Genomic DNA, 22,827 nt, shown 5'->3' with positions numbered 1-22,827 from the left:
CCCGAGGGAGTCCGGGGCCACCGGCTTCGCGGTGCGCGGGCGGTCAGATGTGGACGGCCGGGCCGGCCTCGCCCTTGCCCCGGCGGGCGAGCAGCCCGAGCAGGGCGGCGGCGAAGGCCACCACGGACGCCACCGCGAAGGCGAGCGACATCCCGCTGAGGAAGGACTGGTGGACGGCGCCGGCCATCGCGTCCACCACCTCGGCCGGGGTCCCCTCCGGGGCGGGCGGGGCGAAGCCGAGCTGGGCCGCCTGCTTGAGGCCCTCGGCCTCGGCGCCCTGGACCGGCGGCAGGCCGGCCTCGGCCCACTTGCCGGGCAGCACGTCGCCGACCTTGGCGGCCATCAGGGCGCCCAGCGCCGCGGTGCCGAGGCTGCCGCCGACCTGCATCGCGGCCTGCTGGAGGCCGCCGGCCACGCCGGAGAGCTCCATCGGCGCGTTGCCGACGATCACCTCGGTGGCGCCGACCATGACCGGGCTCATGCCCAGGCCCATCAGGACGAACCAGAGCGACATCACCCCGGCGCCGGAGCCCTCGTCCAGGGTGGACATCCCGAACATCGCCACGGTGGTGATCAGCATGCCGGCCACGATCGGGACCCGCGGGCCGAGCCGGCCGATGGCCAGCCCCGCCACCGGCGAGCCGATGATCATCATGCCGGTCATCGGGAGCAGGTGGACGCCGGCCTCGACCGGCGCCATCCCGTGGACGTTCTGCAGGTAGAAGGTCACGAAGAAGATCGCGCCGAAGAACGAGAAGGCCATCAGCACCATCAGCAGCGTGGCGGCCGACAGCGGGACGGAGCGGAACAGGCTGAGCGGGATCAGCGGCTCGCGGGCGACCCGCTGCCAGAGCGCGAAGGCCGTCATCAGGACCAGCGCGCCGCCCAGGAAGAGCAGGGTGCTGGTGTCGCCCCAGCCCCACTCGGGCGCCTTGATGATGCCGAAGACCAGCGCGAACATCGCCAGCGAGAGCAGCACGATGCCGGGGACGTCGAAGGATTTGGCCGCCTTCTCGGCCCGGACGTCCCGCAGGATCCAGATGCCGAGGGCCAGCGTGAGCAGGCCGACCGGGATGTTGATGAAGAACACCGACTGCCAGCTGACGTGCTCGACCAGCAGACCGCCGACGATCGGACCGGCCGCCGAGGACGCGCCGATCACCCCGCCCCAGATGCCGATCGCCATGTTGAGCTTCTCGACCGGGAAGGCCCCGCGCAGCAGGCCGAGCGCGGCCGGCTGGAGCAGCGCGCCGAACAGGCCCTGCAGGACGCGGCAGGCGATCACCGTCTCGATGTTGCCCGCGAAGGCGATCGCGGCCGAGGTGGCGGCGAAGCCGGCCGCGCCGACCAGGAAGGTCCGCTTGTGGCCGAAGCGGTCGCCGATCTTGCCGGCGGTGATCAGGAAGACCGCGAGGGCGAGCAGGTAACCGCTGGTCACCCACTGGATCTCGGACGGCGCGGCCTTGAGGTCGGCCTGGATGACGGGGTTCGCGATCGCGACGATCGTGCCGTCCAGCGCGACCATCATCACGCCGACGGCGACGGTCAGCAGGGTCAGCCAGGGATGCCCCTTCAGGCCGCCCCCGGAGGACGAGTCGGGCTGCGGCGGGTCGTCCGCCTTGGCGCTCTTGACGACGGACTGGCTCATCTGGGGCCCTCCGGGGGCATGGCAGCGAACAGACGTGGTCGTGGCGCCCCGGGCCCACCCGTCCCCACGAGTTACCCGGCCTGGGGACGCCACGCTCCGGAGATTATGTCAGCAACTGACATTTGGCAAACTCTGCCTTGTTGCGGGGACTGACATTTGTCAGACCGCTACAGTTGTGCACCAGTACCCCCCTCCGCCTCGCCGTCCGGAAGGCCCCCGCCATGGCCGCTCAGCGCTCGCCCCTCGCCACCGCCCCGGCCGTCCGGCCGGCCGAGGGCGCCGGTCCCGGCCTGCGCGAGCGCAAGAAGCAGCGCACCCGGGACGCCCTGATCGAGGCCGCCCACCGGCTCTTCCTCAGCCAGGGGTTCGCCGGCACGACGGTGGACGAGATCGCCGCCGCCGTCGACGTCTCGCAGCGCACCTTCTTCCGCTACTTCGCCAACAAGGACGAGGTCGCCCTCGCCGTCATGGCCGACGCCGAGGACTACTTCATCGACCGGCTGCGGGCCCGCCCCGCCGAGGAGAACCCGCTGCAGGCCCTGCGGGCCGCGATCGTCGAGTCCTGGCACGACCTCGGCTCCCGGCACCGGACCGGCCCGGGCTCGGTGACCAGCGCGCTGGAACTGATGCAGATGATCGAGGACACCCCCACACTGCTCGCCGCCCACCTGCGCCGGGTCACCGAGCAGGAGCGGGTGGTGGTCCAGGTGCTGGCCGCCCGCGAGGGCCTCGACCCGGCCGAGGACCTGCGCCCCACCGTGATGGCCGCGGTCTTCGGCAGCGTGCTGCGCGCGGCCCACCTGTCCTGGAGCGCCGACCACGAGGCGTCCGGGCTGGAGGGCATGATCGCGCTGATCACCCGTCACTTCGACCAGCTCGGCCCCGCCCTGGCCGGCGACTGGCGGCACTAGCGCCCCGTCCGGGAGCGGCCCCGCGGCCACGGGTCATACCGGAGTACTACGGCGGAGTCCGGTCCCCGGTCCGACGCCCGTCGGCACGGGCCGCCCTAGGCTGACGGGATGATCGATCCGCCCACCGGGCCGGCCCGGGGCGGCCTGCTCCCCGGTCTGCTAGCCCCGCTCGCCCGCCCGTCCACCGACCACACCCCGCTGCTGGCCCACGCCGCCGCCCGCTGGGTCCGCTGGCTGCCGTACGTCCTCGCGCTGGCCGCGATCAGCTCCCTGCTGCCCAGCGCGACCAACGTCCTGGCCACCGACTACGGCCTCAACGTCGGCCTCGCGGCGGCCCTCTCGATCGCCCAGACCGTGCCGCTGCTGCTCGCCGTGAGCCGCCCGCTGCCCGCCTGGTGGATGATCGGCGCCGCCGACCTGCTGACCTCCCTGCTGATCCTCACCACCGGCCGGGACACCTCCTCCTCCTGGCCGTGGCCGGCCCCCGGCGTGGTCGGCTACCTGCTGCTGATGCTGCCGCTCGCGCTGCGCGAACGGCGCCGCACCCTGCTCTCCGTCTGGCTGGCCACCGCCGCCACGAGCCTCGCGCTGTCGCTGCTCGGCATCGGCGCGGACGTCGGCAGCGACAACAGCCTGCTCGCGGTGGCCCTGACCGGGGCCGTCCTGGTCCTGGGCGGCGCCCTGCGGGAACGGGCCGAGGCCCAGCGGCTGCTCGCCGAGCAGGAGCACATCAGCGAGGCCGAGCGCGAGCGCCGCACCCTGCTGGAGGAGCGCGCCCGGATCGCCCGCGAGCTGCACGACGTGGTCGCCCACCACATGTCGGTGATCGCCGTCCAGGCCGCCAGCGCCCCATACCGGATCGCCGGCGTGCCGGCCGAGGCGGCCGAGGAGTTCGGCGCCATCGCCGGCACCGCCCGCGACTCGCTGTCCGAGATGCGGCGGCTGCTCGGGGTGCTGCGCAGCGAGGAGTCCGGCACCGAGAAGGCGCCCCAGCCCGGGATCGCGCAACTGGCCCAGCTGGTCGAGACGGTCGGCCGGGCCGGGGTGCCGGCCGAGCTGGCGGTGCTCCCGGAGCTGGTCGACGCCCTGCCGCAGGCCGTCGACCTCTCCGTCTACCGGATCGTCCAGGAGGCGCTGGCCAACGTCGTCCGGCACGCGCCCGGCGCCGAGGCCTGGGTGTCGCTGGCCGTCGACGGCCCGGCCCTGCTGGTCACCGTGGTGAACGGGGCCCCGCCCGCGCGCGCCGAGTCGCTGGAGGCCGCCGCCGAGGGGACCGGTCACGGGCTGGTCGGCATGCGGGAACGCGTGCGGCTGCTGGATGGGAAGCTGGACACCGGCCCGCTGCCCGACGGCGGCTTCAAGGTGGCCGCCGTCCTGCCGATCGACACCCCCCGGGAGCCCGCCGCATGACCATCCGCGTGATCATCGTCGACGACCAGGCGATGGTGCGGGCGGGCTTCGCCGCCCTGCTCGGCGTCCAGAGCGACATCGACGTGGTGGGCGACGCGGCGGACGGCGCGCAGGCCCTGGAGGTCTGCGGCCGCACCCACCCCGACGTCGTGCTGATGGACGTCCGGATGCCCGTGATGGACGGCCTGGAGGCGGCACGCCGGCTGCTCGACCCGGCCGTCCCCGGGGCCCACCGGCCGAAGGTGCTGATGCTGACCACCTTCGACGTGGACGACTACGTGTACGAGGCGCTGCGGGCCGGGGCCAGCGGCTTCCTGCTCAAGGACGCGCCCCCCGCCGACCTGATCGCCGCCGTGCGGGTGGTGGCGGCCGGCGACGCGCTGCTCGCCCCCTCGGTCACCCGCCGGCTGATCGAGGACTTCGCCCGGACCAGGCCGGCCCGGCGCCGCGACCCCAAGCTGCGGCTGAACGGCCTGACCCCCCGGGAGACCGAGGTGCTGGAGCTGATCGCCCGCGGCCTGTCGAACCAGGAGATCGCCGCCGGCCTGGTGCTCGCCGAGCAGACCGTCAAGACCCACATCGGCCGGATCCTCGCCAAGCTCGACCTGCGCGACCGCGCCCAGGCGGTGATCCTGGCCTACGAGTCCGGCCTGGTGACGCCGGGTCAGTGAGCGGCCCGGCCCCGGCCGGTCCCGTTCCCCTCCTGCTACCCGGGTAGTACCCGGGAGTTGGCCCCGCGGAGTGACGTCCGCGGGGCCGCCGCGTTTCTACCTTCCTCTCCGTCGACACCCGACGGACAAGGGAGAACACGCACATGCGGCAGCCTCGCACCGAGCACCGACCCCGGCCCCGGCGCTTCGCCCGCACGGTCGCCGCCGCCGCGGTCGCCCTGGCCGCCGTACTCGGCGCCGGCGGCTGGGCCTGCGACACCCAGCACCCGGTCACCGGCCCACCGCCCGGCACCGCCGGCTGGGTCGCCGACACCACCCTCGGCCTCCGGCTGCCCGACCCGGCCACCGCCTCCCCCGCCGCGGTGGCCGCCTTCTTCGCCGAACTGCCGACCGCCCGTCAGGACGCGCTGGCCGTCCGCCACCCGCTGGTGGTCGGCAACCTCGACGGCGCCCCCGTCGGCCTCCGCCACCGGGCCAACGCCCTGGCCCTGGCCGAGGAGCGCGGCCGCGAACTCGCCCGCGCCGCCGACCCGGCGCTCACCCCGCAGGACCGCACCACCGCCCGCGAACGCGCCGAGCGCTACCGCACCCTGCTGGACGGCGACCGGCGGATCCTCGCCTTCGACCCGCGCGGACGCGGCCAGGTCGCCGAAGTCCTCGGCGACCTGGCCACCGCACCCCGGACGGCCGTCGTCGTGCCCGGCTCGGACATCGACCTGCGGAGCTTCGACCGGCCCACCGACCCGTACGGCACCCCGGCCGGGATGGCCCGCGCCCTGTACGAGGCCACCGGCCGGCAGACCGCCGTGATCGCCTGGGCCGGCTACACCACCCCGGTCGGCCTCGGCCCGGACGCCGCCACCGAGACCCTCGCCCGGGCCGGCGCCCGGCGGCTCACCCGGCTGCTGGACGGGCTCGCCGTCACCACCCGGCCGACCGCTCCCGCCACGGTGTTCTGCCACAGCTACGGCTCGGTGGTCTGCGGCCTGGCCCGCCCCGGGCCGGAGCAGGCCGCCGCCCTGGTGGTGCTCGGCTCCCCCGGCATGGGCGTCGGCTCGGCCGCCGACCTCGACCCCCGGGTGCCGCTGTGGGCCACCCGGCGCAACGGCTCCGACTGGATCGGCGACGTGCCCAACGTCTCGCTCCTCGGCCTCGGCCACGGCGCCGATCCGACCGGTCCCGCGTTCGGCGCCCGCCCGCTGCCCGCCACCGGATCCCACGGCCACACCGGCTACTTCGCCCCGGGCACCGCCTCGCTCGCCGCCTACGCCGCCCTCGCGCTCGGCCGCTGAGCCCCACCACCTCCCGAGGAGCAACGCCATGTCCCACCCGCTGACCGCCCTGCGCCGCGCCGCGCACCAGGTCGACACCCGCACCCCCGAGAGCCGCGACCGCGCCCTGGACGGGCTGCGCGCCCTCGCCCTGCTCGCCGTCCCCGTCGGCCACTGGCTGCTCGGCGGCTTCACCCGCTCCGCCGACGGCGCCCTGCACAACGCCAGCCCGCTCGGCTCGCTCGGCTTCCTCGCCCCGGCCAGCTGGGTGCTCCAGATGCTCGGGGTGTTCTTCCTGGTCGGCGGCCACTCCTCGGTCCGCTCGCTGGAGCGGGCCCGCGCCCGCGGGGTCGGCCACGCCGGCTGGCTGCGGGCCCGCTCGGTGCGGCTGCTGCGCCCGGTCCTCGGGGTGGCGGCGGTCTGGGCGCTGCTGATCCCGGCGCTGGGCCGGCTCGGCGTCCCCGGCGACACCGTCCGGACCGGCTCGGTGCTGGTGGTGCAGCCGCTCTGGTACATCGGCGTCTACCTGGGGCTGACCGCGCTGACCCCGCTCTGCGTGGCCGCCGCCCGGCGGCTGCGCGGCTGGTCGGCGGGCGTCCTGGCGGCCGTGGTCGCGGTGGTCGACCTGCTGCGCTACGGCCCGTGGGCGGACGCGGTGCCGTCCTGGGTCGGGTTGCTGAACATCCTGCCGGGCTGGCTCTTCGGCTATCAGCTGGGCGTGCTCTGGGCCCACGGGCGGCTCGGCCGTCCGGCCGCGCGCCTGCTGCTGCTCGGCGGCGGCGCGCTGTTCGCCACGCTGCTGCTGGTCTTCCACTACCCCGCCAGCATGGTCGGCGTGCCCGGCGCCGGGCGGACCAACTCGCACCCGCCGTCCCTGCTGGTCCTGGCACTGGCGGCGGTGCAGATCGGCGCCGCGGTGCTGCTGCGCGAGCGGCTCGGCCGGCTGCTGCGCCGCCCGCTGCTCTGGCTGCCGGTGGTGGCGGTCAACCTCTCGGCGATGACGATCTTCTGCTGGCACCAGAGCGCGATGCTGGCCGTCGCGGTACCGGGCGCGGCCGTCCTCGGCACCGTGCCCGGCCTGACCGGCGCCCCGGACTCGCTGGCCTGGGCGGCCGCCCGGGTGGCGCTGCTACCGCTGTTCGGCGCCGTCCTGGTCGCGATCGGGTGGTTCACCCGCCGCTTCGACGGCCCCTGGACGGCGTTCTCCCGCCCCTGGAAGACGGTGGCCGGCGCCGCCGCGGCGCTGTTCGCCGCGTACGCGCTGGGCGTGGTGTGAGCCGGTCGGCGCAGCCGGGGAACTGACGGGGCGTGAGCCGCACGGGCCCACGCCCCGTCCGTCGGCGACACGTACCCGGCCGGGGATGGATCCGCATGCGAACCGACACGCACTGTGATGTCCTGTGACGGTCGGCGACGATCGGTCGCCCCCGCCCGCCCACGGCCGGGCCGTCCGCACCCGCCGGCTTCTCCCCCACACCCCCTTCCGAGGAGTCCCATGTCCCTGTCCCGACCACGGCCGAGATCCGGCCGCCGGCTCGCCGCCGTCGCCACCGCCGTCGTCTGCGCGCTGACCACCGGCACCGTCCTGACCGCCGCCACCCCCGCCGTCGCCCTGGTCCTCGCCCACGGCGGCGGCCACGACGGGGCCGCGGTCCCGGCCGACCCCACCCCGCACATCACCGCGCCCCGGGTGCTGGCCGAGATGCGCGACGACGAGGTCGCCGCGCTCGGCCCGGAGCACGCCGAGGAGCACGCCCGGATGCGCGCGGCCGTCCGCGGCGTCGGCGACTACCCGCAGACCACCCGGACCAATCGGCTGAAGGCGCTGACGGACTCCCAGACCGCCGCCAACGCCGGCTTCGACCCGGCGACCTTCGGCGCGTTCAAGGCGTACTTCCCCTCCCCCGACTTCGGCGACCACATCGCCCTGCTGCCGACCGGCAAGGTGCTGCTGTTCTCCTTCGAACGGATCGAGACCAACCCGGAGAAGGAGCCGGCCCCCACCCAGACCATCGGCCGGGAGAACGCCGGCCGGGCCTTCCTCTGGGACCCGGCCAAGGGCACCGGCACCGCCGCCTTCAAGCAGGTCACGCCGCCGGTCGTCGACATGCCGGACGGCCTCGGCCAGGAGCGCCCGGCGCCGTTCTTCTGCGCCGGGCACTCCTACCTGCCCAACGGCATGCTGGGCGTCTTCGGCGGCAACCTGGGCGGCAACGGCGGCACCGGCGCCAAGCTCTCGCTGATCTTCGACCCGTGGACCGAGACCTGGACCCGCAACCCCGACATGTCGGTCGGCCGCTGGTACCCCTCGGTGGTCACCGGCGCCGACGGCCGGCAGCTGATCATGTCCGGCCAGTCCGAGCTCGGCTGGGGCACCCCGACCCCGGTCGTCGAGCGCTTCCCCGCCAAGGGCCACCCGGTGCCGCACCTGAAGACCGAGACGCCGAGGAACACCCCGGTGGACCGGTTCAAGGCGGACGCGCCGTTCACCCTGGACTACCCGCACCTGTTCTCGCTCAACGACGGCAACATCTACGGCTTCGGCCGCCAGGCCGCCGAGCAGTGGAAGTTCGACCCGGTCAACGAGACCCGCAGCGACCTGACCGCCCGCCCGGACGGCCGCAAGCGCAACTACGGCTCGGCCGTCATGCTGCCCGGCGGCGTCAACGGCCCGGACTCCGCCCTCGTCCTCGGCGGGGACCGCGACAACCCGAGCACCCTGCGCTTCTCCAACGGCAGTTGGACCGCCGAGAAGTCCCGCGCCTTCGGCCGCACCCAGGACGACACCATCCTGCTGCCCGACGGCAAGCTGATGACCGTCAACGGCGCCTACGACATCCGGGACTACGGCAACGGCCCCTACAACCCGAACGCCGACCTCAAGTACCGCCAGGTCGAACTCCGCGACGACCAGGGCAACTGGAAGCTCGGCCCGGTCCAGCGGCTGCCGCGCGGCTACCACTCCAACGCCGTCGTGCTGCCCGACGGACGGGTCATGGTGACCGGCGACGAGCTGCAGCAGATCGCCAACAACCCGGACATCGACGGCACGGTGAGCGGCATCCCGGGCACGACCGGGCCCGTCACCATGAACGGCACCATCGAGATCTACGAGCCCGCCTACCTGCACCAGGCCAACCGCCCCTCGCTCGACCGCGGGCCCACCTCCCCGGTCGGCTACGACAAGAAGTTCCTGGTCACCACCTCGACCCCGGAACGGGCCGCCAAGGCCGTCCTGCTGGCGCCGACCACCGCCACCCACTCGGTCAACACCAGCCAGCGCCAGATCGAACTGCGGCTCAGCAGCCGGGCCGGCAACCGGCTGGAGTTCCAGGCGCCGCCGGACGCCAAGGCCGCGCCCCCCGGCTGGTACATGCTCTTCCTGCTCAACGACAAGGGCGTGCCCAGCGTCGCGCAGTGGGTGCAGCTCGGCTCCCCGGCCTGATCCCGGCCTCCCCCACCCACCCCACGGAGGAACCCCATGGCAACGGATCTGAGACTGCGCCGGAGCGAGGAGATCCAGGGCGACATCGTCGCCGGCTTCAAGAAGGACAACGTCACCCTGCTGTTCCTGAAGTTCGAGGACGCCGCCAGGGCCCGCGACTGGCTGCGCGCGGTCGCCCCGCAGATCGCCACCACCCGGCAGGTCGCCGAGTTCAACGCGGCGTTCAGCGAGGCCCGCAAGAACTCGGGCGGCGACGACCCCAAGGCCCTCAAGGCCACCTGGCTGGGCCTCAGCCTCACCTACGAGGGCATGCGCCAGCTCTCCGCCACCGACCCGTTCGAACAGGCCCCGCCGGTCGGCAGCGGCCTGGAGGCGTTCAAGGAGGGCTCGGCCAAGCGGGCCGGCGCGCTCGGTGACACCGGCGACAACTCCCCGGAGAACTGGCTCTTCGGCAACGGCAGGAACCAGCAGGTGCACGCCGTGCTGACGATCGCCTCGGACACCGAGCAGGACCTCGCCGCCACCGTGACCGCCCAGCGCGAGGCGGCCGCCGAGGCGAAGATCGTCACCATCTTCCAGCAGAACGCCAAGACCCTGCTCGGCAGCCGCCGCGGCAAGGAGCACTTCGGCTTCAAGGACGGCATCAGCGAGCCCGGCGTCCGCTTCTTCGACCCGCCGAACCCGGCGAACGAGGAGGAGGTCGAGGGCCACCCGGGCACCCGGATCATTCCGGCCGGCGAGTTCGTCGTCGGCGAGCAGCCCGCCCCCGGCAGCTTCACCGACTTCCCCGCGTGGGCCCGCGACGGCTCCTTCCAGGTCGTCCGCCGGCTCTCCCAGGACGTCCCCGGCTGGTGGTCGCAGGTCTCGGTCAAGCTGAAGGAGCTCAAGCAGGCCAAGGCCGTCCCGGACACCGCCACCGCCGAGTGGCTGGCCGCCCGGCTGGTCGGCCGCTGGCGCTCCGGGGCGCCGGTCTGCAAGCACCAGGACCGCGACGTCCCGAACGACCCGAAGGCGTCCTCGGACAACGACTTCGACTTCCGGGACGACCTGGAGGGCCTGGTCACCCCGCTCTTCTCGCACCTGCGCAAGTCCAGCCCGCGGGCCGGGCTGCAGGCCCCCGACCCGAGCCGGCCGCCGTTCGACGCCAAGGAGCTCGACGGACGGCGGATCATGCGGCGCGGCGCGCCCTACGGGTTCCCGTTCGACCCGGCCTCCGAGGGCCCCGGCGGGCCCGACGACCCGCGCGGCCTGCTCTTCGTCTGCTACCAGGCCGACATCGCCCGGCAGTTCGAGTTCATCCAGGCCGACTGGATCGACCAGCCGGACTTCCCGCCCGGCCGCAACCCCGTCCCCGGCAAGGACCCGGTGATCACCGAGGCCGACGACGTCGACTTCGAGAGCCGCGGCCCGGACGGCGCGATCAAGCACACCCCGCTGCACTTCCAGCAGTTCGTGCAGACCCAGGGCTCGGTGTACGCCTTCGCGCCGTCCATCAGCACCCTCAAGGCGCTCGCCGAGGGGCGGCTCACCGGGCAGTCGCAGGGCCAGCAGGGCGGCCAGACCTCCGCGCGGCAGGACAGGGGCTACCCGTGCGACGACTTCGTCGCCGTCCCGGACCAGTGGCGCAAGGGCGGCCGGAGCCAGTTCTGGGCGTTCCACGGCCCGCAGTACCGCCGGATCGCGGTCGAGGACGGCGCCGCGCACACCGACCACCCGGTCGAGCGCGACGCCGCGCTGACCACCTGGCCCTGCCTACGGGGGGTCGAGCGGATCGACTGCGTCCTGCCGATGGCCGATCTGCAGAACCCGGCCGGCAAGAGCTGGTACTGGGTGTTCCACACCACCGGCGGCCGCCAGCAGTACCGGTCCGTCTCGATCACCTGCGGCGGCGGGACGTACACCGACGCCCTGGAGCGCCCGGACCGCGGCCTCTCCGCCTGGCCCTCGCTCGTCGGCGTCGAGCGGATGGACTGCTTCCTCCCGGTGCCCGACCAGCAGCGGGTCGGCGGCAAGAGCTGGTACTGGGCGTTCCACACCACCGGCGGCCGCCAGCGGTACCGGCTGATCTCGGTGGCGGACGGCGCCGCGCACACCGACGTCTGCGAGCGCACCGACCGTGAACTCTCGCGGTGGAGTTCGCTGGACGGCATCACCGGGGTGGACTGCTTCCTGCCGGTGCCCGACGTCCAGCGGGTCGGCGGCCGCAGCGAGTACTGGGTGTTCCACGGCGAGAACTACCGCAAGATCTCGGTGGCCGACGGCAGCGGCCACCCGGACCGCAAGATCGCCGACGACCGCTCGTGCGACGGCTGGGCCTCCCTGGCCTGAGCCGGTCACCGCGCCCCCGCCCGTGACGCGTGCCGGGGGCGCGGTGTCGGTCCACTGCCCTACGCTGCCGCCATGGTGACGTTCGATGAGTTCCGCGCGATGGCGCTCGCCCTGCCGGAGGCCGTGCAGCAGCCGACCTGGGAGATCGAGACCCTGCGGGTCCGCACGAAGATCTTCGCGATGGGCTCGCCGGACGGCACCGGTGTCAGCGTCAAGGCCTCCCCGGAGGACCAGAGCGAGCTGCTCGCCGCCGCGCCCGAGGTGTTCTCCTACCCCCCGTACGTCGGGCGGCACGGCTGGGTCGGCGTCCGGCTCGACCTGGTCGACCCGGAGGAGCTGCGCGAGCTGCTCACCGAGGCCTGGCGCCGCACCGCTCCCAAGCGCATGGTCAGGGAGTTCGACGCGGCGCAGGACCGGTGACGCCGAAAGGACACCGCCGGTTCATGTGATCCATCCCACAGTTTGAGCGGGCCCGACACCGCGCCACGCCCCCTACGCTTACCCAGGGAAGTTGGCAGTCGTACCACCTCCGGGCCCCGCCCGCAGAACGGTCACGGGCCCCTAGGGAGTTGACGCGATGCGCCGTCGGCGGTGGAAGCGTGTACTGATCGGTGCCTTCGCCGGATGCGCCGTGCTGGCCGACGCCGGCGCCGCCGCGGCCCAGGCCGCCGCGTCCACCGAGCAGTTGGCGATCTCCACCCCCCCGGCCGGCAGCGCCGCCTGGGTCGAGGACCACTCCTTCGACCGCACCCTGCCCGATCCGGCCCTCACCACGCCGGCCGCCGCCGCCGACTTCTTCGCCTCGCTGGCGCCCACCGAGCTGGACCGGCTGATCCAGGACTACCCGCTGGTCGTCGGCAACTTCGACGGCGCCCCGGTCGAGCTGCGCTACCGCGCCAACCGGATCGCCCTCACCGCCGAGCGGGACCGCGCCCGGGCCCGCGCCGCCGACCGGACCCTCGACTCCGACCTGCGCGCGCTCGCCGTCTCCCGCGCCAACGACGTCGAGCACCTGCTCGCCCCCGAGCGCCAGGTGCTCGCCTTCGACCCGCGCGGCCGCGGCCTGGTCAGCGAGGTCTGGGGCGACCTCACCGACGCCGACCGGATCTCCGTCCTCGTGCCCGGCTCCGACGCCGACCTCGGCCACTTCGACCAGGCCGCCGACCCGCTGCGCTCCCCCGCCGGGATGGCCCGCGCGCTGTACGCCGAGGAGCGGCGGCAGTCGCCCGGCACCCGCACCGCGGTGATCGCCTGGACCGGCTACGTCACGCCCTCCGGCCTCGGCCCGGACGCCGTCACCTCCCGGCTCGCCGATGTCGGCGCGCCCCGGCTGGAGCGGCTGCTCGCCGGCCTCAAGGAGACCACCCGGCCCGACGCGCCGCCGTCGCTGCTCTGCCACTCCTACGGCTCGGTGGTCTGCGGCACCGCCGCCCCCGAGATCCCCCGGGCGGCCGCCTCGCCGTCCGACACCTCCGGGATCACCGACCTGATGGTGTTCGGCAGCCCGGGCATGGGCGTGCAGAGCACCTCCGAGCTGGGCGCCGGCGTACACGTCTGGGCCACCCGCAACGGCAGCGACTGGATCGGCAACGTGCCGTACCTGGAGGTCGGCGGGCTCGGCCACGGCGCCGACCCGACCTCGGCCGAGTTCGGCGCCGAGCAGATCTCCTCGGCCCGCTCCTCCGGCCACAACGGCTACTTCACCGAGGGCACCGACAGCCTGCACAACTTCGCGGCCATCTCGCTCGGCCACTACGAGGACGTGCTCCGGCCCGCTCCCGAGGCCTGACGGCCACTCGGCCCCACCCCGGTCACTCCTGGTAGAGCCGGACCGCCTCGACGGCGGCCCGGGCCAGCTCCCGCCGGGCGGCCGGCGGCGCGAGCACCTCGGCGTCCGGCCCGAAGGAGAGCAGCGCGCGGACGGCGGGCAGCGCCGGGAAGCCCATCGCCAGCTCGACCCACTCGTCCGGGGCGCCCGCGCCCGACTCCGGCGGCGGCGCGGTGAGCCGGCTGCCGTGGATCCGGACGAACAGGTCCAGCCGACCGCGCCGCACCCGGACCTTCACCAGCACCTCCTTCGGCAGCCGCTCCACCTGCTCGCGCAGCACCGCCCACACCTCGCCGAGCCCCAGCCCCGGGCGCCGGCGCACCGGCTCCTCGGTGGCCTCGGCCGCCAGCACCCGGTCGGCCCGGAACAGCCGGGGCTCACCGCGCAGATCGGCCACCAGGTACCAGACGGCGGCCTTGCTCACCAGGCCGTAGGGGTCGACGGTGTACTCGGCCGGGGCCGGCGCGCCGCTGTGCCGGTAGCGCAGCCGCAGCCGGCGGTCGGCGAAGACGGCGTACTGCAGCTCGCCGAGGTCGGGCCCGGCGGGTGCGCCGGCCTGGAGCCAGCGGGCCGGGTCCACCAGGATCCGCTCGCTGATCCGCTCGGCGGCCGGGCGGTGCGGGGCGGGCAGCGCGGCCATCACCTTGCGCAGCGCGGAGCCGAGCGCGCCGTCCAGCCCGAGATCGCTGTGCGCGCCCTGGGCGGAGAGCACGAACAGCGCCCGGGCCTCGTCGGCGGTCAGGCCGCTGACGTCGGTGCGGTACCCGGGCAGCAGGGCGATCCCGCCGTGCCGGCCCCGCTCGGTGTACACCGGGACGCCGGCCGACGAGAGCGCCTCGACGTCGCGGTAGATGGTGCGGACCGACACCTCCAGGCGCTCGGCCAGTTCGGTGGCGGACACCAGGCCGCGGGTCTGGAGCAACAGCAGGATCGAGAGCAGGCGGTCGGCCTTCATGGCACGAGGGTTCCAGAAACCCTGACGGCAGTTGTCAGGTTTTACCGGGAGATTGCCTCCCGAGAGCCGAAACCCCTTCCCCACTCGACGGAGCCGATCACCGATGGACACCACCCAGGACCCCCGCCCGCAGTACCTGCTCGCGCTCGGCCAGCTGGAGAAGCTGATCGCCGAGGTGACCCCGGAGGCGCTGGACCGCCCCACCCCGTGCCCCGAGTACGACCTGCGACAGCTGCTCAGCCACGTGGTCGGCGGCGTGCACCGGCTCGCCTACATCGGCGAGGGCGGCCGGGCGGAGGACGTCGTGGCGGCCACCGGCGAGCTGGCCGACGACGCCTGGCCGGCCGCCCTCGACCGGGCCCGCGCCCGGGCCGTCGCCGCCTGGGCGGACGACGCGAAGCTGGACCGCCCCGCCGTCGCCCCCTGGGGCGAGGTGCCCGGCCGGGCCGCGCTGGGCGGCTACGTGATGGAGACGGTCACGCACTCCTGGGACATCGCCCAAGCGCTCGGCAGCCGGCTCGCCCTGGACGAGCGGTTGGCGCTGACCGCGCTGGCGGTCGCCGAGGCCGTGCTGTCGCCCGAGTACCGCGGCGGCCCGGTGCCGTTCGCCGCCGTGCAGCCCGTGCCGGACGGCGCCGACACCTACACCCGGCTGGCCGCCTGGACGGGCCGCGCGGTCTGAACCCCCGCACCGGGCGGGCGGTTCGCGGCCGGCGGCGGGCCGGGGCGGGTCAGGCGCTCCGCTTCCTCCCCCGCGGGCCGTCCGCCGGGTCCGGGGCGTCCGCGGGGGCGCCGCGGTCGGCGATCATTCCGGCGTACAGGTCGATCTTGTAGTCGATGACGGCGAGGGTAGCGTGCAGGTCGGCGATCCGCTGCCGGACCTCCTCGCGGTGGGCGAGCAGCAGCCCGCGCCGGTCCTCCAGGGTCCGCTCGCCGCGGCGGGCCAGCTCCACGTACCGGAGCATGTCGGCGACCGTCATGCCGGTCAGCCGGAGCCGGCCGAGGAAGGCCAGCCGGTGCAGGTCGGCGTCGCAGTAGCGGCGCTGGCCGGAGGCGGAGCGGTCGACCGGGTCGAGCAGGCCGATCCGCTCGTACCAGCGCAGGGTGTGGGCGGTCAGTCCGCTGGCCGCCGCCACCTCGCTGATCGTGTGCCGAGGAGTCCGGTTCGGCTCGCCGGCCGGTGTGCGGAACACCTCGGAGCAGGTCCGCAGGTCGACGGCGACCGGTGCGAGTGTGGCCATGATCGGTACCCCCAGTGGTGAACGATGACGACGACGCTAGTGAGTTGGAGTGCACTCCAGGCAAGCCTGCCACCCGGGTGACCCCGCACCCGCCTTCGGCCGCCCGTTAGAGTCGGCGCCATGGAGAGCTTGCGGATGATCGAGACCTGGCCGGTGCCCAACGCCGCGGCGGCGGTGGTGCGGGGCGCGGACGGCGCGGTCCTGGGCGGGCACGGCCCGCGGCAGCACCTCTTCCCGCTCGCTTCGGTGACCAAGCTGCTCACCTCGTACGCGGTGCTGGTCGCGGTCGAGGAGGGCGTCTTCGAGCTGGACGACCCGGCCGGGCCGGCCGGCTCGACCGTCCGCCACCTGCTGGCGCACACCTCCGGGCTGGCCTTCGACGAGCACCGGGTGATGGCCGCGCCGGGCAACCGCCGGCTCTACTCCAACGCCGGGTTCGACGTCCTGGCGCGGACCCTCCAGGAGGCCTCGGGCATCGAGTTCGGCCGCTACGCCGCCGAGGCCGTGTTCGAACCGCTCGGGATGCACTCCACGCTGATCAACACCGCGCACAAGTCCCCGGCCGGCGCCGGCGGCCTCTCCACGGTGGCGGACCTCTCGCTGTTCGCGGCCGAACTCCAGTCGCCCAAGCTGCTGGACCCGTCCACCCTGCGCGCGGCCACCCGCGAGGTCGCCTTCCCCGGGACGAGCGGCGTGCTGCCGGGCTTCGGCCACCGCCGGCCGAACGACTGGGGCCTCGGCTTCGAGATCCGGGACGGCAAGGCGCCGCACTGGACGGGCACCGCCAACTCCCCCGCCACCTTCGGCCACTTCGGCCAGTCCGGCACCTTCCTCTGGGTGGACCCGGACGCCGGCGTGGCCTGCGTCGCGCTCACCGACCGGGACTTCGGGCCGTGGGCCGCCGAGGTCTGGCCGGCGCTCGGCGACGCGGTGCTGGCCGAGCTGCGCGGCTGAGCCCGGCGGGCCCGGTCGGCGGCGCGCCGACCGGGCCGCCCTCAGCCGTACGAGACCGGCGAGTGCATCTCCCAGAGCAGCAGGACGGCGCCGTCCTGGCCCGCCGTCGGGTCGGCGAAGGCCTCGCCGGTGATCCGCACGCTGTCGCCGGGCACCATCGAGCGGCCGCCGCCCTGCGGTCCCGGTACCGTCCTGAAGCCCAGCGAGCCGGCCGTCAGATGGGCGTACCGCCAGGCGGCGGGCGGGAGCGCGGGCAGCGGCTGCCAGGGGTCGGCGGTCACCAGCCAGAGCGCGGCGTCGCCGCGGCGCAGCCGCAGGGCGTCCGTCCCGGCGTCCCGCGCCAGCCCGGAGGCGAGCAGCGTCAACCCGCCGTCCGCCGGTTCCACCCGGCGCAGTCCGTACGCCGGGGGCGCGTCGAAGACGTCCGGCTGGAGCCACATCTGGACGAAGCGGACCGGCCCGTCGGCGCCGCCGACGTTGCGCTCGGTGTGGCTGACGCCGGAGCCCGCGCCGAGGTACTGGAGCATCCCGGGGCGGACCACCCCGCTGTGGCCCCGGGAGTCCCGGTGGGCCAGCGCGCCCTCCAGGACCCAGGTGAGGATCTCGGTGTCCCGGTGCTTGTGCTCCTCGAACCCCGCCCCGGGGGCGATCAGTTCCTCGTTGCAGGCGAGCAGCGCGCCGAAGTGCGTGTTCTTCGGGTCGTAGTGGCCCGAGAAGGAGAACGCGTGTCTGGTCTCGATGCCCTCGGCCGGGGTGGAGCGGTAGCGCTCGGCGGTGCGGCGCAGGTCGGCGCGGGGGCGGGCGGGGGCGTCGGTCACGGGCTTCACCGTAGCGTGGTCCGCGGCCGGTCCGCGGGCACCGCGGCCCCGGCGGCGGCGCTCCCCGGCGGGCCCGGTGGCCGGGGCGGGGCCGGCGCGCCCGCGGCGCGCGACGCCCGCCGTCGTGCCGCTCCGCCGGGGGCTGTGCACGAGCAGTCACTCCGGTGAGGCAGTCTTGTCCTTGTGCCAGCCGCCTCCGCGAACTCCAAGAACGATCCGACCGCCAAGCCCGACAAGAACGGGAAGAGCCCGACGCCCGGCTCCGGGCGGGACCGGCCCGGGCGGGCGGCGCCACGCCTGACCGCGCAGGAGCGCAGACTCGCGGCCGACCGGGCCGAACGGCGGGTCGCGACGCTGAAGCGGCTGGAGAAGTCCTCGGGCAAGCTGGCCACCGCCGCGATCGCGCGGATGGACGACCAGCTCGGCTGGTACCGGCGGATGCCGCCGGAGCACCGCTCCTGGATCGGCCTGGTCGCCCAGGCCGGCATCGCCGCCTTCACCGAGTGGTACCGCCACCCCGACGCCCCGCAGGCGATCTCCACCGACGTCTTCGGCACCGCGCCGCGCGAGCTGACCCGGGCGATCACGCTGCGCCAGACCGTCGAGCTGATCCGCACCACCATCGAGGTGATGGAGGAGGCCATCGAGGAGGTGGCCTCGCCCGGCGACGAGGCGGACATGCGCGAGTCCGTCCTGGTCTACGCCCGGGAGATCGCCTTCGCGACCGCCCAGGTGTACGCCCAGGCCGCCGAGGCGCGCGGGGCCTGGGACGCCCGGCTGGAGGCGCTGGTCGTCAACTCGCTGCTGTCCGGCGACGCGGACGAGGGCGTGCTGTCGCGGGCCGCCGCGCTCGGCTGGGGCCAGCCGAGCCAGGTCCGGGTGGTCATGGGCAGCGCGCCGGACGGCGACAGCGAGCTGGTGGTCGAGGCGATCCGCCGGGCCGCCCGCTACGCCAAGCTGCACGTCCTGACCGGGGTGCTGGGCAAGCGCCTGGTGGTGGTGGTCGGTGGCGAGAAGGAGCCGGTGCACGCGGCCCGGGCGCTGATCGGCCAGTTCGCGCCGGGGCCGGTGGTGGTCGGTCCGACCGTGCCCGACCTGCTGTCGGCGACCCGCTCGGCGCACGCCGCCGCGGCCGGCCTGCGGGCCTGCGCCGCCTGGCCCGACGCCCCGCGCCCGGCCCTGGCCGACGACCTGCTGCCCGAACGGGCGCTCGCCGGCGACCAGGCGGCGCGCCGTCAGCTGGTGGAGGAGATCTACACACCGCTCGACGAGGCCGGTTCGGCACTGCTGGAGACCTTGAGTGTCTACCTGGAGCAGGCCTCCTCTCTGGAGGGAGCCGCCCGGATGCTCTTCGTCCACCCCAACACGGTGCGCTACCGGCTCCGACGTGTGACAGACGTCACGGGCTACGCTCCATCCGACGTACGTTCGGCCTTCACGCTGCGTATCGCACTGGCGCTGGGCCGACTCGCCGCGGCCGGGGAGCAGAGTTGACCCCGATGTAGGGAACTGACAATCCCGGATGCTTTTCTTCGTTACCGTCGCCTACCCGCCCCCGGGCGCCTGGCGAGAGAGGGTTGAACCGTGCTCGTAATCGTCGCCCCTGGACAGGGTGCCCAGTCCCCCGGTTTCCTCAGCCCCTGGCTGGAGCTCGACGGCGTCGCCGACCGCCTGCGCGGCTGGTCGGAGGTCGCCGGGCTCGACCTGGTGCACGCCGGCACAGAGGCGTCCGCCGAGGAGATCAAGGACACCGCCGTCGCCCAGCCGCTGCTGGTCGCGGCCGGTCTGGTGACCGCCCGCGCGCTGTTCCCGGACGAGGACCGCGCCCGTGCGCTGGTCGGTGCCGTGGCCGGTCACAGCGTCGGTGAGATCACCGCCGCCGCCGGCGCCGGGGTGCTGTCCGCCCACGACGCGCTGACCTTCGTCCGCGAACGCAGCCTGGCGATGGCCGAGGCCGCCGCCGCCACCGAGACCGGCATGCTCGCCGTGCTCGGCGGCGACCCCGAGGTCGTCGCCGCCAAGCTGGCGGAGCACGGCCTGACCCCGGCCAACAACAACGGCGGGGGCCAGATCGTCGCGGCCGGCACGCTGGCCCAGCTGGAGGCCCTGAAGGCCGACCCGCCGCCGGTCTCCCGGCTGATCGGGCTCAAGGTCGCCGGCGCGTTCCACACCGAGCACATGGCGCCCGGTGTCGAGCGGCTGGCGAAGCTCGCCCCGACCCTGACGGTCGCGAACCCGGAGGTCACCTACGTGTCCAACCGGGACGGCGAGGTCGTGACGGACGGCACCGAGGTGCTGGACCGGCTGGTCTCGCAGGTCTCCAACCCGGTCCGCTGGGACCTCTGCATGGAGACCCTGCAGCGGCTGGGCGCGACCGCGGTCATCGAGCTCGCGCCTGCGGGTACCCTCACCGGACTGGTCAAGCGCAACCTCAAGGGTGTGGCGACGCTTGCCCTCAAGACCCCCGCCGATCTGGACAAGGCCCGTGACCTCGTCGCGGAGCACGGCGGTCAGGATCAGGAGAACAAGGCATGAGCCAGCCCCAGATCAAGCCCGTCACCGGTGCCCGCCACTCGCGCATCCACGGCGTCGGCGGCTACCGCCCGGTCCGGGTGATCCCCAACTCCGAGGTCCTGAACTGGATCGACTCCTCGGACGAGTGGATCCGCACCCGCAGCGGGATCGCCGAGCGGCGCTGGGCCGGCCCGGAGGAGACCGTCGCCGAGATGTCGGTGCAGGCCGCCGGCAAGGCCATCGCGCAGGCCGGGATCAGCCCCGAGCAGATCGGCGGCGTGATCGTCGCCACCGTCTCGCACCTCAAGCAGACCCCCGCGATCGCCACCGAGATCGCCGAGCGGCTGGGCTGCGGCACCGCCCCGGCCTTCGACATCTCGGCCGCCTGCGCCGGCTTCGGCTACGGCCTGGGCCTGGCCGACGGCATGATCCGCGGCGGCAGCGCCGGGTACGTGCTGGTGATCGGCGTGGAGCGGCTCAGCGACCTGACCGACCAGTCGGACCGCTCGACCGCCTTCATCTTCGGTGACGGCGCCGGTGCCGCGATCGTCGGCCCGTCCGACACGCCCGGAATCGGCAAGGTCATCTGGGGCTCGGACGGCTCCCAGAAGGACGTCATCTCGCAGACCCAGGCCTGGGACACCGCCTTCGCCAAGGAGGACGCCGTCAACGGCGCCGGCGAGGAGATCAAGTGGCCGGCCCTGCGCATGGAGGGCCAGTCGGTCTTCCGCTGGGCGGTCTGGGAGATGGCCAAGGTGGCCCAGCAGGCGCTCGACGCCGCCGGGATCACCGCCGACCAGCTGGGCGCGTTCATCCCCCACCAGGCCAACATGCGCATCACCGATGCCATGATCAAGGCGCTGAAGCTGCCCGAATCGGTGCCCGTCGCACGCGACATCACCGAGACCGGCAACACCTCCGCGGCCTCCATCCCGCTGGCGATGGAACGCATGCTGGAAAGCGGTGAGGCCCGCAGCGGGGACCTCGCGCTGATCATCGGGTTCGGGGCGGGTCTGGTCTACGCGGCAGCAGTCGTTACGCTCCCCTAGGCAACTTTCGCCCCAACCCATCCACAAGCCTGCGTCCGTCCGCCGGGCGGCGCATTCAACACCGAAGAGGAGCAGCCAGTATGGCTACCAAGGACGAGGTCCTGGAAGGTCTCGCTGAGATCGTCAACGAGATCGCCGGCATCCCGACCGAGGACGTCGAGGTCGACAAGTCCTTCACCGATGACCTGGACGTCGACTCGCTCTCCATGGTCGAGGTCGTCGTGGCCGCCGAGGAGCGCTTCGACGTGAAGATCCCGGACGACGAGGTCAAGAACCTGAAGACCGTCGGCGACGCGGTGGACTACATCCTCGCCAACGCCTGAGCGTTCGACTCGTTCGACGCCTGACGTCGGCCGCCTCCCGCAGGCGGCCGACACGCCGGCCGGGACGCCCCACCGGGCGCCCGGCCGGGCCATCCACGGCTCGCCGCCGCCCCCCGCACAAACGTGAGAGAAGAAGATCCAGTGACCGCTGAAAACCGTACCGTGGTCGTCACGGGTATCGGCGCCTTCACGCCGCTGGGCGGCGACGCCGCCACCACCTGGGAGAACCTGGTCGCCGGGCGCTCCGGAGTGGCTGCCCTGACCGAGGAGTGGGCCACCGAGCTGCCCGTCCGGATCGCCGCGCGCACCGCGGTCGAACCGGGCGAGATCCTCCCCCGTCCGCTGGCCCGCCGGCTGGACCGCTCGGCGCAGTTCGCGCTGATCGCGGCCCGCGAGGCGTGGGCCGACGCCGGCTACGAGACGCCGGCCACCGACGATTCCTCCAAGCTCGCGCCGGAGCGCCTGGGCGCCGTGATCGCCTCGGGCATCGGCGGTGTCACCACCCTGCTCGACCAGTACGACGTGCTGAAGGACAAGGGCGCCCGCAAGGTCTCCCCGCACACCGTGCCGATGCTGATGCCGAACTCCCCGGCGGCCAACGTCGGCCTGGAGGTCGGCGCCCGGGCCGGTGTGCACACCCCCGTCTCCGCCTGCGCCTCCGGCGCCGAGGCGATCGGCTACGCGATCGAGATGATCCGCAGCGGCCGCGCCGACGTCGTGGTGGCCGGTGGTACCGAGGCCGCGATCCACCCGCTGCCGATCGCCGCGTTCGCCAACATGATGGCGATGTCCAAGAACAACGACGACCCCGAGGGCGCCTCCCGCCCGTACGACAAGGGCCGCGACGGCTTCGTGCTCGGCGAGGGCGCGGGCGTGGTCGTGCTGGAGTCGGTCGAGCACGCCGAGGCCCGCGGCGCCCGGATCTACTGCGAGGCGGTGGGTCAGGGCCTCTCCTCGGACGCCCACCACATCGCCCAGCCCGAGCCCACCGGTGCCGGTGTGGCCCGTGCGCTGGCCGACCTGTTCGAGCGCAACCCGCTCGACAAGGCCGAGATCGTGCACGTCAACGCGCACGCCACCTCGACCCCGCAGGGCGACACGGCCGAGCTGAAGGCGCTGCGCAAGGAGCTCGGCGAGCACCTCGACCACATCGCCGTCTCGGCGACCAAGTCGATGACCGGCCACCTGCTGGGCGGCGCCGGCGGCATCGAGACCGTCGCCACCGTGCTGGCCCTGTACAACCGGATCGCCCCGCCGACCATCAACGTCGGCGAGCTGGACGACGACGTGGACGCGGACATCGTCCGGGACGAGCCGCGCAAGCTGCCCGAGGGCCGGATCGCCGCGCTGAACAACTCGTTCGGCTTCGGCGGCCACAACGTGGTGCTGGCCTTCCGCACCGTCTGAGGCCCGCTCCGACGCCCGTGACGAAGGGGCCGGCGCTCGTGACGAGCGCCGGCC

General features: G+C 74.2%; 20 protein-coding genes. 16 read left to right on the top strand and 4 right to left on the bottom strand.

Annotated elements, in window-relative coordinates:
• Positions 1-43: 43 nt before the first annotated feature.
• The gene (locus tag ACFWA9_RS29520; RefSeq protein ID WP_380391014.1) at positions 44-1,648 is read right to left on the bottom strand and encodes an MFS transporter; all 1,605 of its coding nucleotides are present in this window, start codon (positions 1,646-1,648) and stop codon (positions 44-46) included.
• Positions 1,649-1,869: 221 nt separating this feature from the next.
• Here ACFWA9_RS29520 and ACFWA9_RS29515 point away from each other — a divergent pair, with 221 nt between their 5' ends.
• From ACFWA9_RS29515 to ACFWA9_RS29475, 9 genes are all read left to right on the top strand, one after another.
• Positions 1,870-2,559: a TetR family transcriptional regulator gene (locus ACFWA9_RS29515; protein ID WP_380391012.1), complete on the top strand. Its 690-nt coding sequence runs from the start codon at positions 1,870-1,872 to the stop codon at positions 2,557-2,559.
• A 108-nt stretch (positions 2,560-2,667) separates the two neighbouring features.
• Entirely contained in the window at positions 2,668-3,969 is a 1,302-nt protein-coding gene (locus ACFWA9_RS29510) for a sensor histidine kinase (protein ID WP_352289711.1), read from the top strand.
• Positions 3,966-4,640, top strand: coding sequence for a response regulator (locus ACFWA9_RS29505; protein ID WP_380391009.1), 675 nt, complete (start codon positions 3,966-3,968; stop codon positions 4,638-4,640). Before ACFWA9_RS29510 ends, ACFWA9_RS29505 begins: the two co-directional genes overlap by 4 nt.
• A 143-nt stretch (positions 4,641-4,783) precedes the next feature.
• On the top strand, positions 4,784-5,932 hold the full coding sequence (locus ACFWA9_RS29500) for an alpha/beta hydrolase (protein WP_380391006.1): 1,149 nt from the start codon (positions 4,784-4,786) through the stop codon (positions 5,930-5,932).
• 28 nt (positions 5,933-5,960) lie between these two features.
• Positions 5,961-7,187: an acyltransferase gene (locus ACFWA9_RS29495; RefSeq protein ID WP_380391004.1), complete on the top strand. Its 1,227-nt coding sequence runs from the start codon at positions 5,961-5,963 to the stop codon at positions 7,185-7,187.
• A 219-nt stretch (positions 7,188-7,406) separates the two neighbouring features.
• Positions 7,407-9,356 carry a galactose oxidase-like domain-containing protein gene (locus ACFWA9_RS29490; protein WP_380391001.1) on the top strand — a complete coding sequence of 650 codons (1,950 nt, stop codon included), beginning with the start codon at positions 7,407-7,409 and terminating at the stop codon, positions 9,354-9,356.
• A 36-nt stretch (positions 9,357-9,392) separates the two neighbouring features.
• Entirely contained in the window at positions 9,393-11,684 is a 2,292-nt protein-coding gene (locus tag ACFWA9_RS29485) for a Dyp-type peroxidase (protein ID WP_380390998.1), read from the top strand.
• A 72-nt stretch (positions 11,685-11,756) separates the two neighbouring features.
• Positions 11,757-12,104, top strand: a complete 348-nt coding sequence (locus ACFWA9_RS29480) for an MmcQ/YjbR family DNA-binding protein (RefSeq protein WP_329487489.1) — start codon at positions 11,757-11,759, stop codon at positions 12,102-12,104.
• 157 nt (positions 12,105-12,261) lie between these two features.
• Complete coding sequence (locus ACFWA9_RS29475; protein ID WP_352289728.1) at positions 12,262-13,473, top strand: alpha/beta hydrolase; 1,212 nt, start codon at positions 12,262-12,264, stop codon at positions 13,471-13,473.
• A 22-nt stretch (positions 13,474-13,495) separates the two neighbouring features.
• Here ACFWA9_RS29475 and ACFWA9_RS29470 read toward each other — a convergent pair whose 3' ends face one another.
• Entirely contained in the window at positions 13,496-14,467 is a 972-nt protein-coding gene (locus ACFWA9_RS29470) for a YafY family protein (protein WP_329487491.1), read from the bottom strand.
• 103 nt (positions 14,468-14,570) lie between these two features.
• Between ACFWA9_RS29470 and ACFWA9_RS29465 the strand changes: the two genes are divergently transcribed.
• A complete protein-coding gene (locus ACFWA9_RS29465; protein WP_352289733.1) occupies positions 14,571-15,149 on the top strand; it encodes a TIGR03086 family metal-binding protein in 579 nt (192 codons plus the stop codon).
• 49 nt (positions 15,150-15,198) lie between these two features.
• Here ACFWA9_RS29465 and ACFWA9_RS29460 read toward each other — a convergent pair whose 3' ends face one another.
• Entirely contained in the window at positions 15,199-15,708 is a 510-nt protein-coding gene (locus ACFWA9_RS29460; RefSeq protein WP_352289736.1) for a MerR family transcriptional regulator, read from the bottom strand.
• 120 nt (positions 15,709-15,828) lie between these two features.
• On the opposite strand from ACFWA9_RS29460, the gene ACFWA9_RS29455 reads away from it, so the two are divergent.
• Positions 15,829-16,662, top strand: a complete 834-nt coding sequence (locus ACFWA9_RS29455; RefSeq protein WP_352289739.1) for a serine hydrolase domain-containing protein — start codon at positions 15,829-15,831, stop codon at positions 16,660-16,662.
• A gap of 41 nt (positions 16,663-16,703) precedes the next feature.
• Here the strand turns inward: ACFWA9_RS29455 and ACFWA9_RS29450 are convergent, their stop codons facing one another.
• Positions 16,704-17,480, bottom strand: coding sequence for a pirin family protein (locus tag ACFWA9_RS29450; RefSeq protein WP_352289742.1), 777 nt, complete (start codon positions 17,478-17,480; stop codon positions 16,704-16,706).
• 297 nt (positions 17,481-17,777) lie between these two features.
• On the opposite strand from ACFWA9_RS29450, the gene ACFWA9_RS29445 reads away from it, so the two are divergent.
• From ACFWA9_RS29445 to fabF, 5 genes are all read left to right on the top strand, one after another.
• The gene (locus tag ACFWA9_RS29445) at positions 17,778-18,974 is read left to right on the top strand and encodes a helix-turn-helix domain-containing protein (protein ID WP_329492090.1); all 1,197 of its coding nucleotides are present in this window, start codon (positions 17,778-17,780) and stop codon (positions 18,972-18,974) included.
• A gap of 90 nt (positions 18,975-19,064) precedes the next feature.
• Entirely contained in the window at positions 19,065-20,015 is a 951-nt protein-coding gene (locus tag ACFWA9_RS29440; protein ID WP_329487498.1) for an ACP S-malonyltransferase, read from the top strand.
• The gene (locus ACFWA9_RS29435) at positions 20,012-21,043 is read left to right on the top strand and encodes a beta-ketoacyl-ACP synthase III (protein ID WP_352289745.1); all 1,032 of its coding nucleotides are present in this window, start codon (positions 20,012-20,014) and stop codon (positions 21,041-21,043) included. Before ACFWA9_RS29440 ends, ACFWA9_RS29435 begins: the two co-directional genes overlap by 4 nt.
• An 80-nt stretch (positions 21,044-21,123) precedes the next feature.
• Positions 21,124-21,366, top strand: coding sequence for an acyl carrier protein (locus tag ACFWA9_RS29430; RefSeq protein ID WP_329487501.1), 243 nt, complete (start codon positions 21,124-21,126; stop codon positions 21,364-21,366).
• Between the two features lie 141 nt (positions 21,367-21,507).
• A complete protein-coding gene (fabF, locus tag ACFWA9_RS29425) occupies positions 21,508-22,773 on the top strand; it encodes a beta-ketoacyl-ACP synthase II (protein WP_380390992.1) in 1,266 nt (421 codons plus the stop codon).
• The last annotated feature ends 54 nt before the right edge of the window (positions 22,774-22,827 follow it).

Source organism: Kitasatospora sp. NPDC059973, from assembly GCF_042737525.1.
Classification (GTDB): Bacteria; Actinomycetota; Actinomycetes; order Streptomycetales; family Streptomycetaceae; genus Kitasatospora.
Note: the sequence above shows the minus strand (reverse complement) of the source record. Positions and strands in the feature narration are given on the sequence as shown.

Coding starts and splice junctions, on each gene's coding strand:
- ACFWA9_RS29520 (WP_380391014.1), bottom strand. CDS start 1,648: ATGAGCCAGTCCGTCGTCAAGAGCGCCAAGGCGGACGACCCGCCGCAG.
- ACFWA9_RS29515 (WP_380391012.1), top strand. CDS start 1,870: ATGGCCGCTCAGCGCTCGCCCCTCGCCACCGCCCCGGCCGTCCGGCCG.
- ACFWA9_RS29510 (WP_352289711.1), top strand. CDS start 2,668: ATGATCGATCCGCCCACCGGGCCGGCCCGGGGCGGCCTGCTCCCCGGT.
- ACFWA9_RS29505 (WP_380391009.1), top strand. CDS start 3,966: ATGACCATCCGCGTGATCATCGTCGACGACCAGGCGATGGTGCGGGCG.
- ACFWA9_RS29500 (WP_380391006.1), top strand. CDS start 4,784: ATGCGGCAGCCTCGCACCGAGCACCGACCCCGGCCCCGGCGCTTCGCC.
- ACFWA9_RS29495 (WP_380391004.1), top strand. CDS start 5,961: ATGTCCCACCCGCTGACCGCCCTGCGCCGCGCCGCGCACCAGGTCGAC.
- ACFWA9_RS29490 (WP_380391001.1), top strand. CDS start 7,407: ATGTCCCTGTCCCGACCACGGCCGAGATCCGGCCGCCGGCTCGCCGCC.
- ACFWA9_RS29485 (WP_380390998.1), top strand. CDS start 9,393: ATGGCAACGGATCTGAGACTGCGCCGGAGCGAGGAGATCCAGGGCGAC.
- ACFWA9_RS29480 (WP_329487489.1), top strand. CDS start 11,757: ATGGTGACGTTCGATGAGTTCCGCGCGATGGCGCTCGCCCTGCCGGAG.
- ACFWA9_RS29475 (WP_352289728.1), top strand. CDS start 12,262: ATGCGCCGTCGGCGGTGGAAGCGTGTACTGATCGGTGCCTTCGCCGGA.
- ACFWA9_RS29470 (WP_329487491.1), bottom strand. CDS start 14,467: ATGAAGGCCGACCGCCTGCTCTCGATCCTGCTGTTGCTCCAGACCCGC.
- ACFWA9_RS29465 (WP_352289733.1), top strand. CDS start 14,571: ATGGACACCACCCAGGACCCCCGCCCGCAGTACCTGCTCGCGCTCGGC.
- ACFWA9_RS29460 (WP_352289736.1), bottom strand. CDS start 15,708: ATGGCCACACTCGCACCGGTCGCCGTCGACCTGCGGACCTGCTCCGAG.
- ACFWA9_RS29455 (WP_352289739.1), top strand. CDS start 15,829: ATGGAGAGCTTGCGGATGATCGAGACCTGGCCGGTGCCCAACGCCGCG.
- ACFWA9_RS29435 (WP_352289745.1), top strand. CDS start 20,012: ATGAGCCAGCCCCAGATCAAGCCCGTCACCGGTGCCCGCCACTCGCGC.
- ACFWA9_RS29430 (WP_329487501.1), top strand. CDS start 21,124: ATGGCTACCAAGGACGAGGTCCTGGAAGGTCTCGCTGAGATCGTCAAC.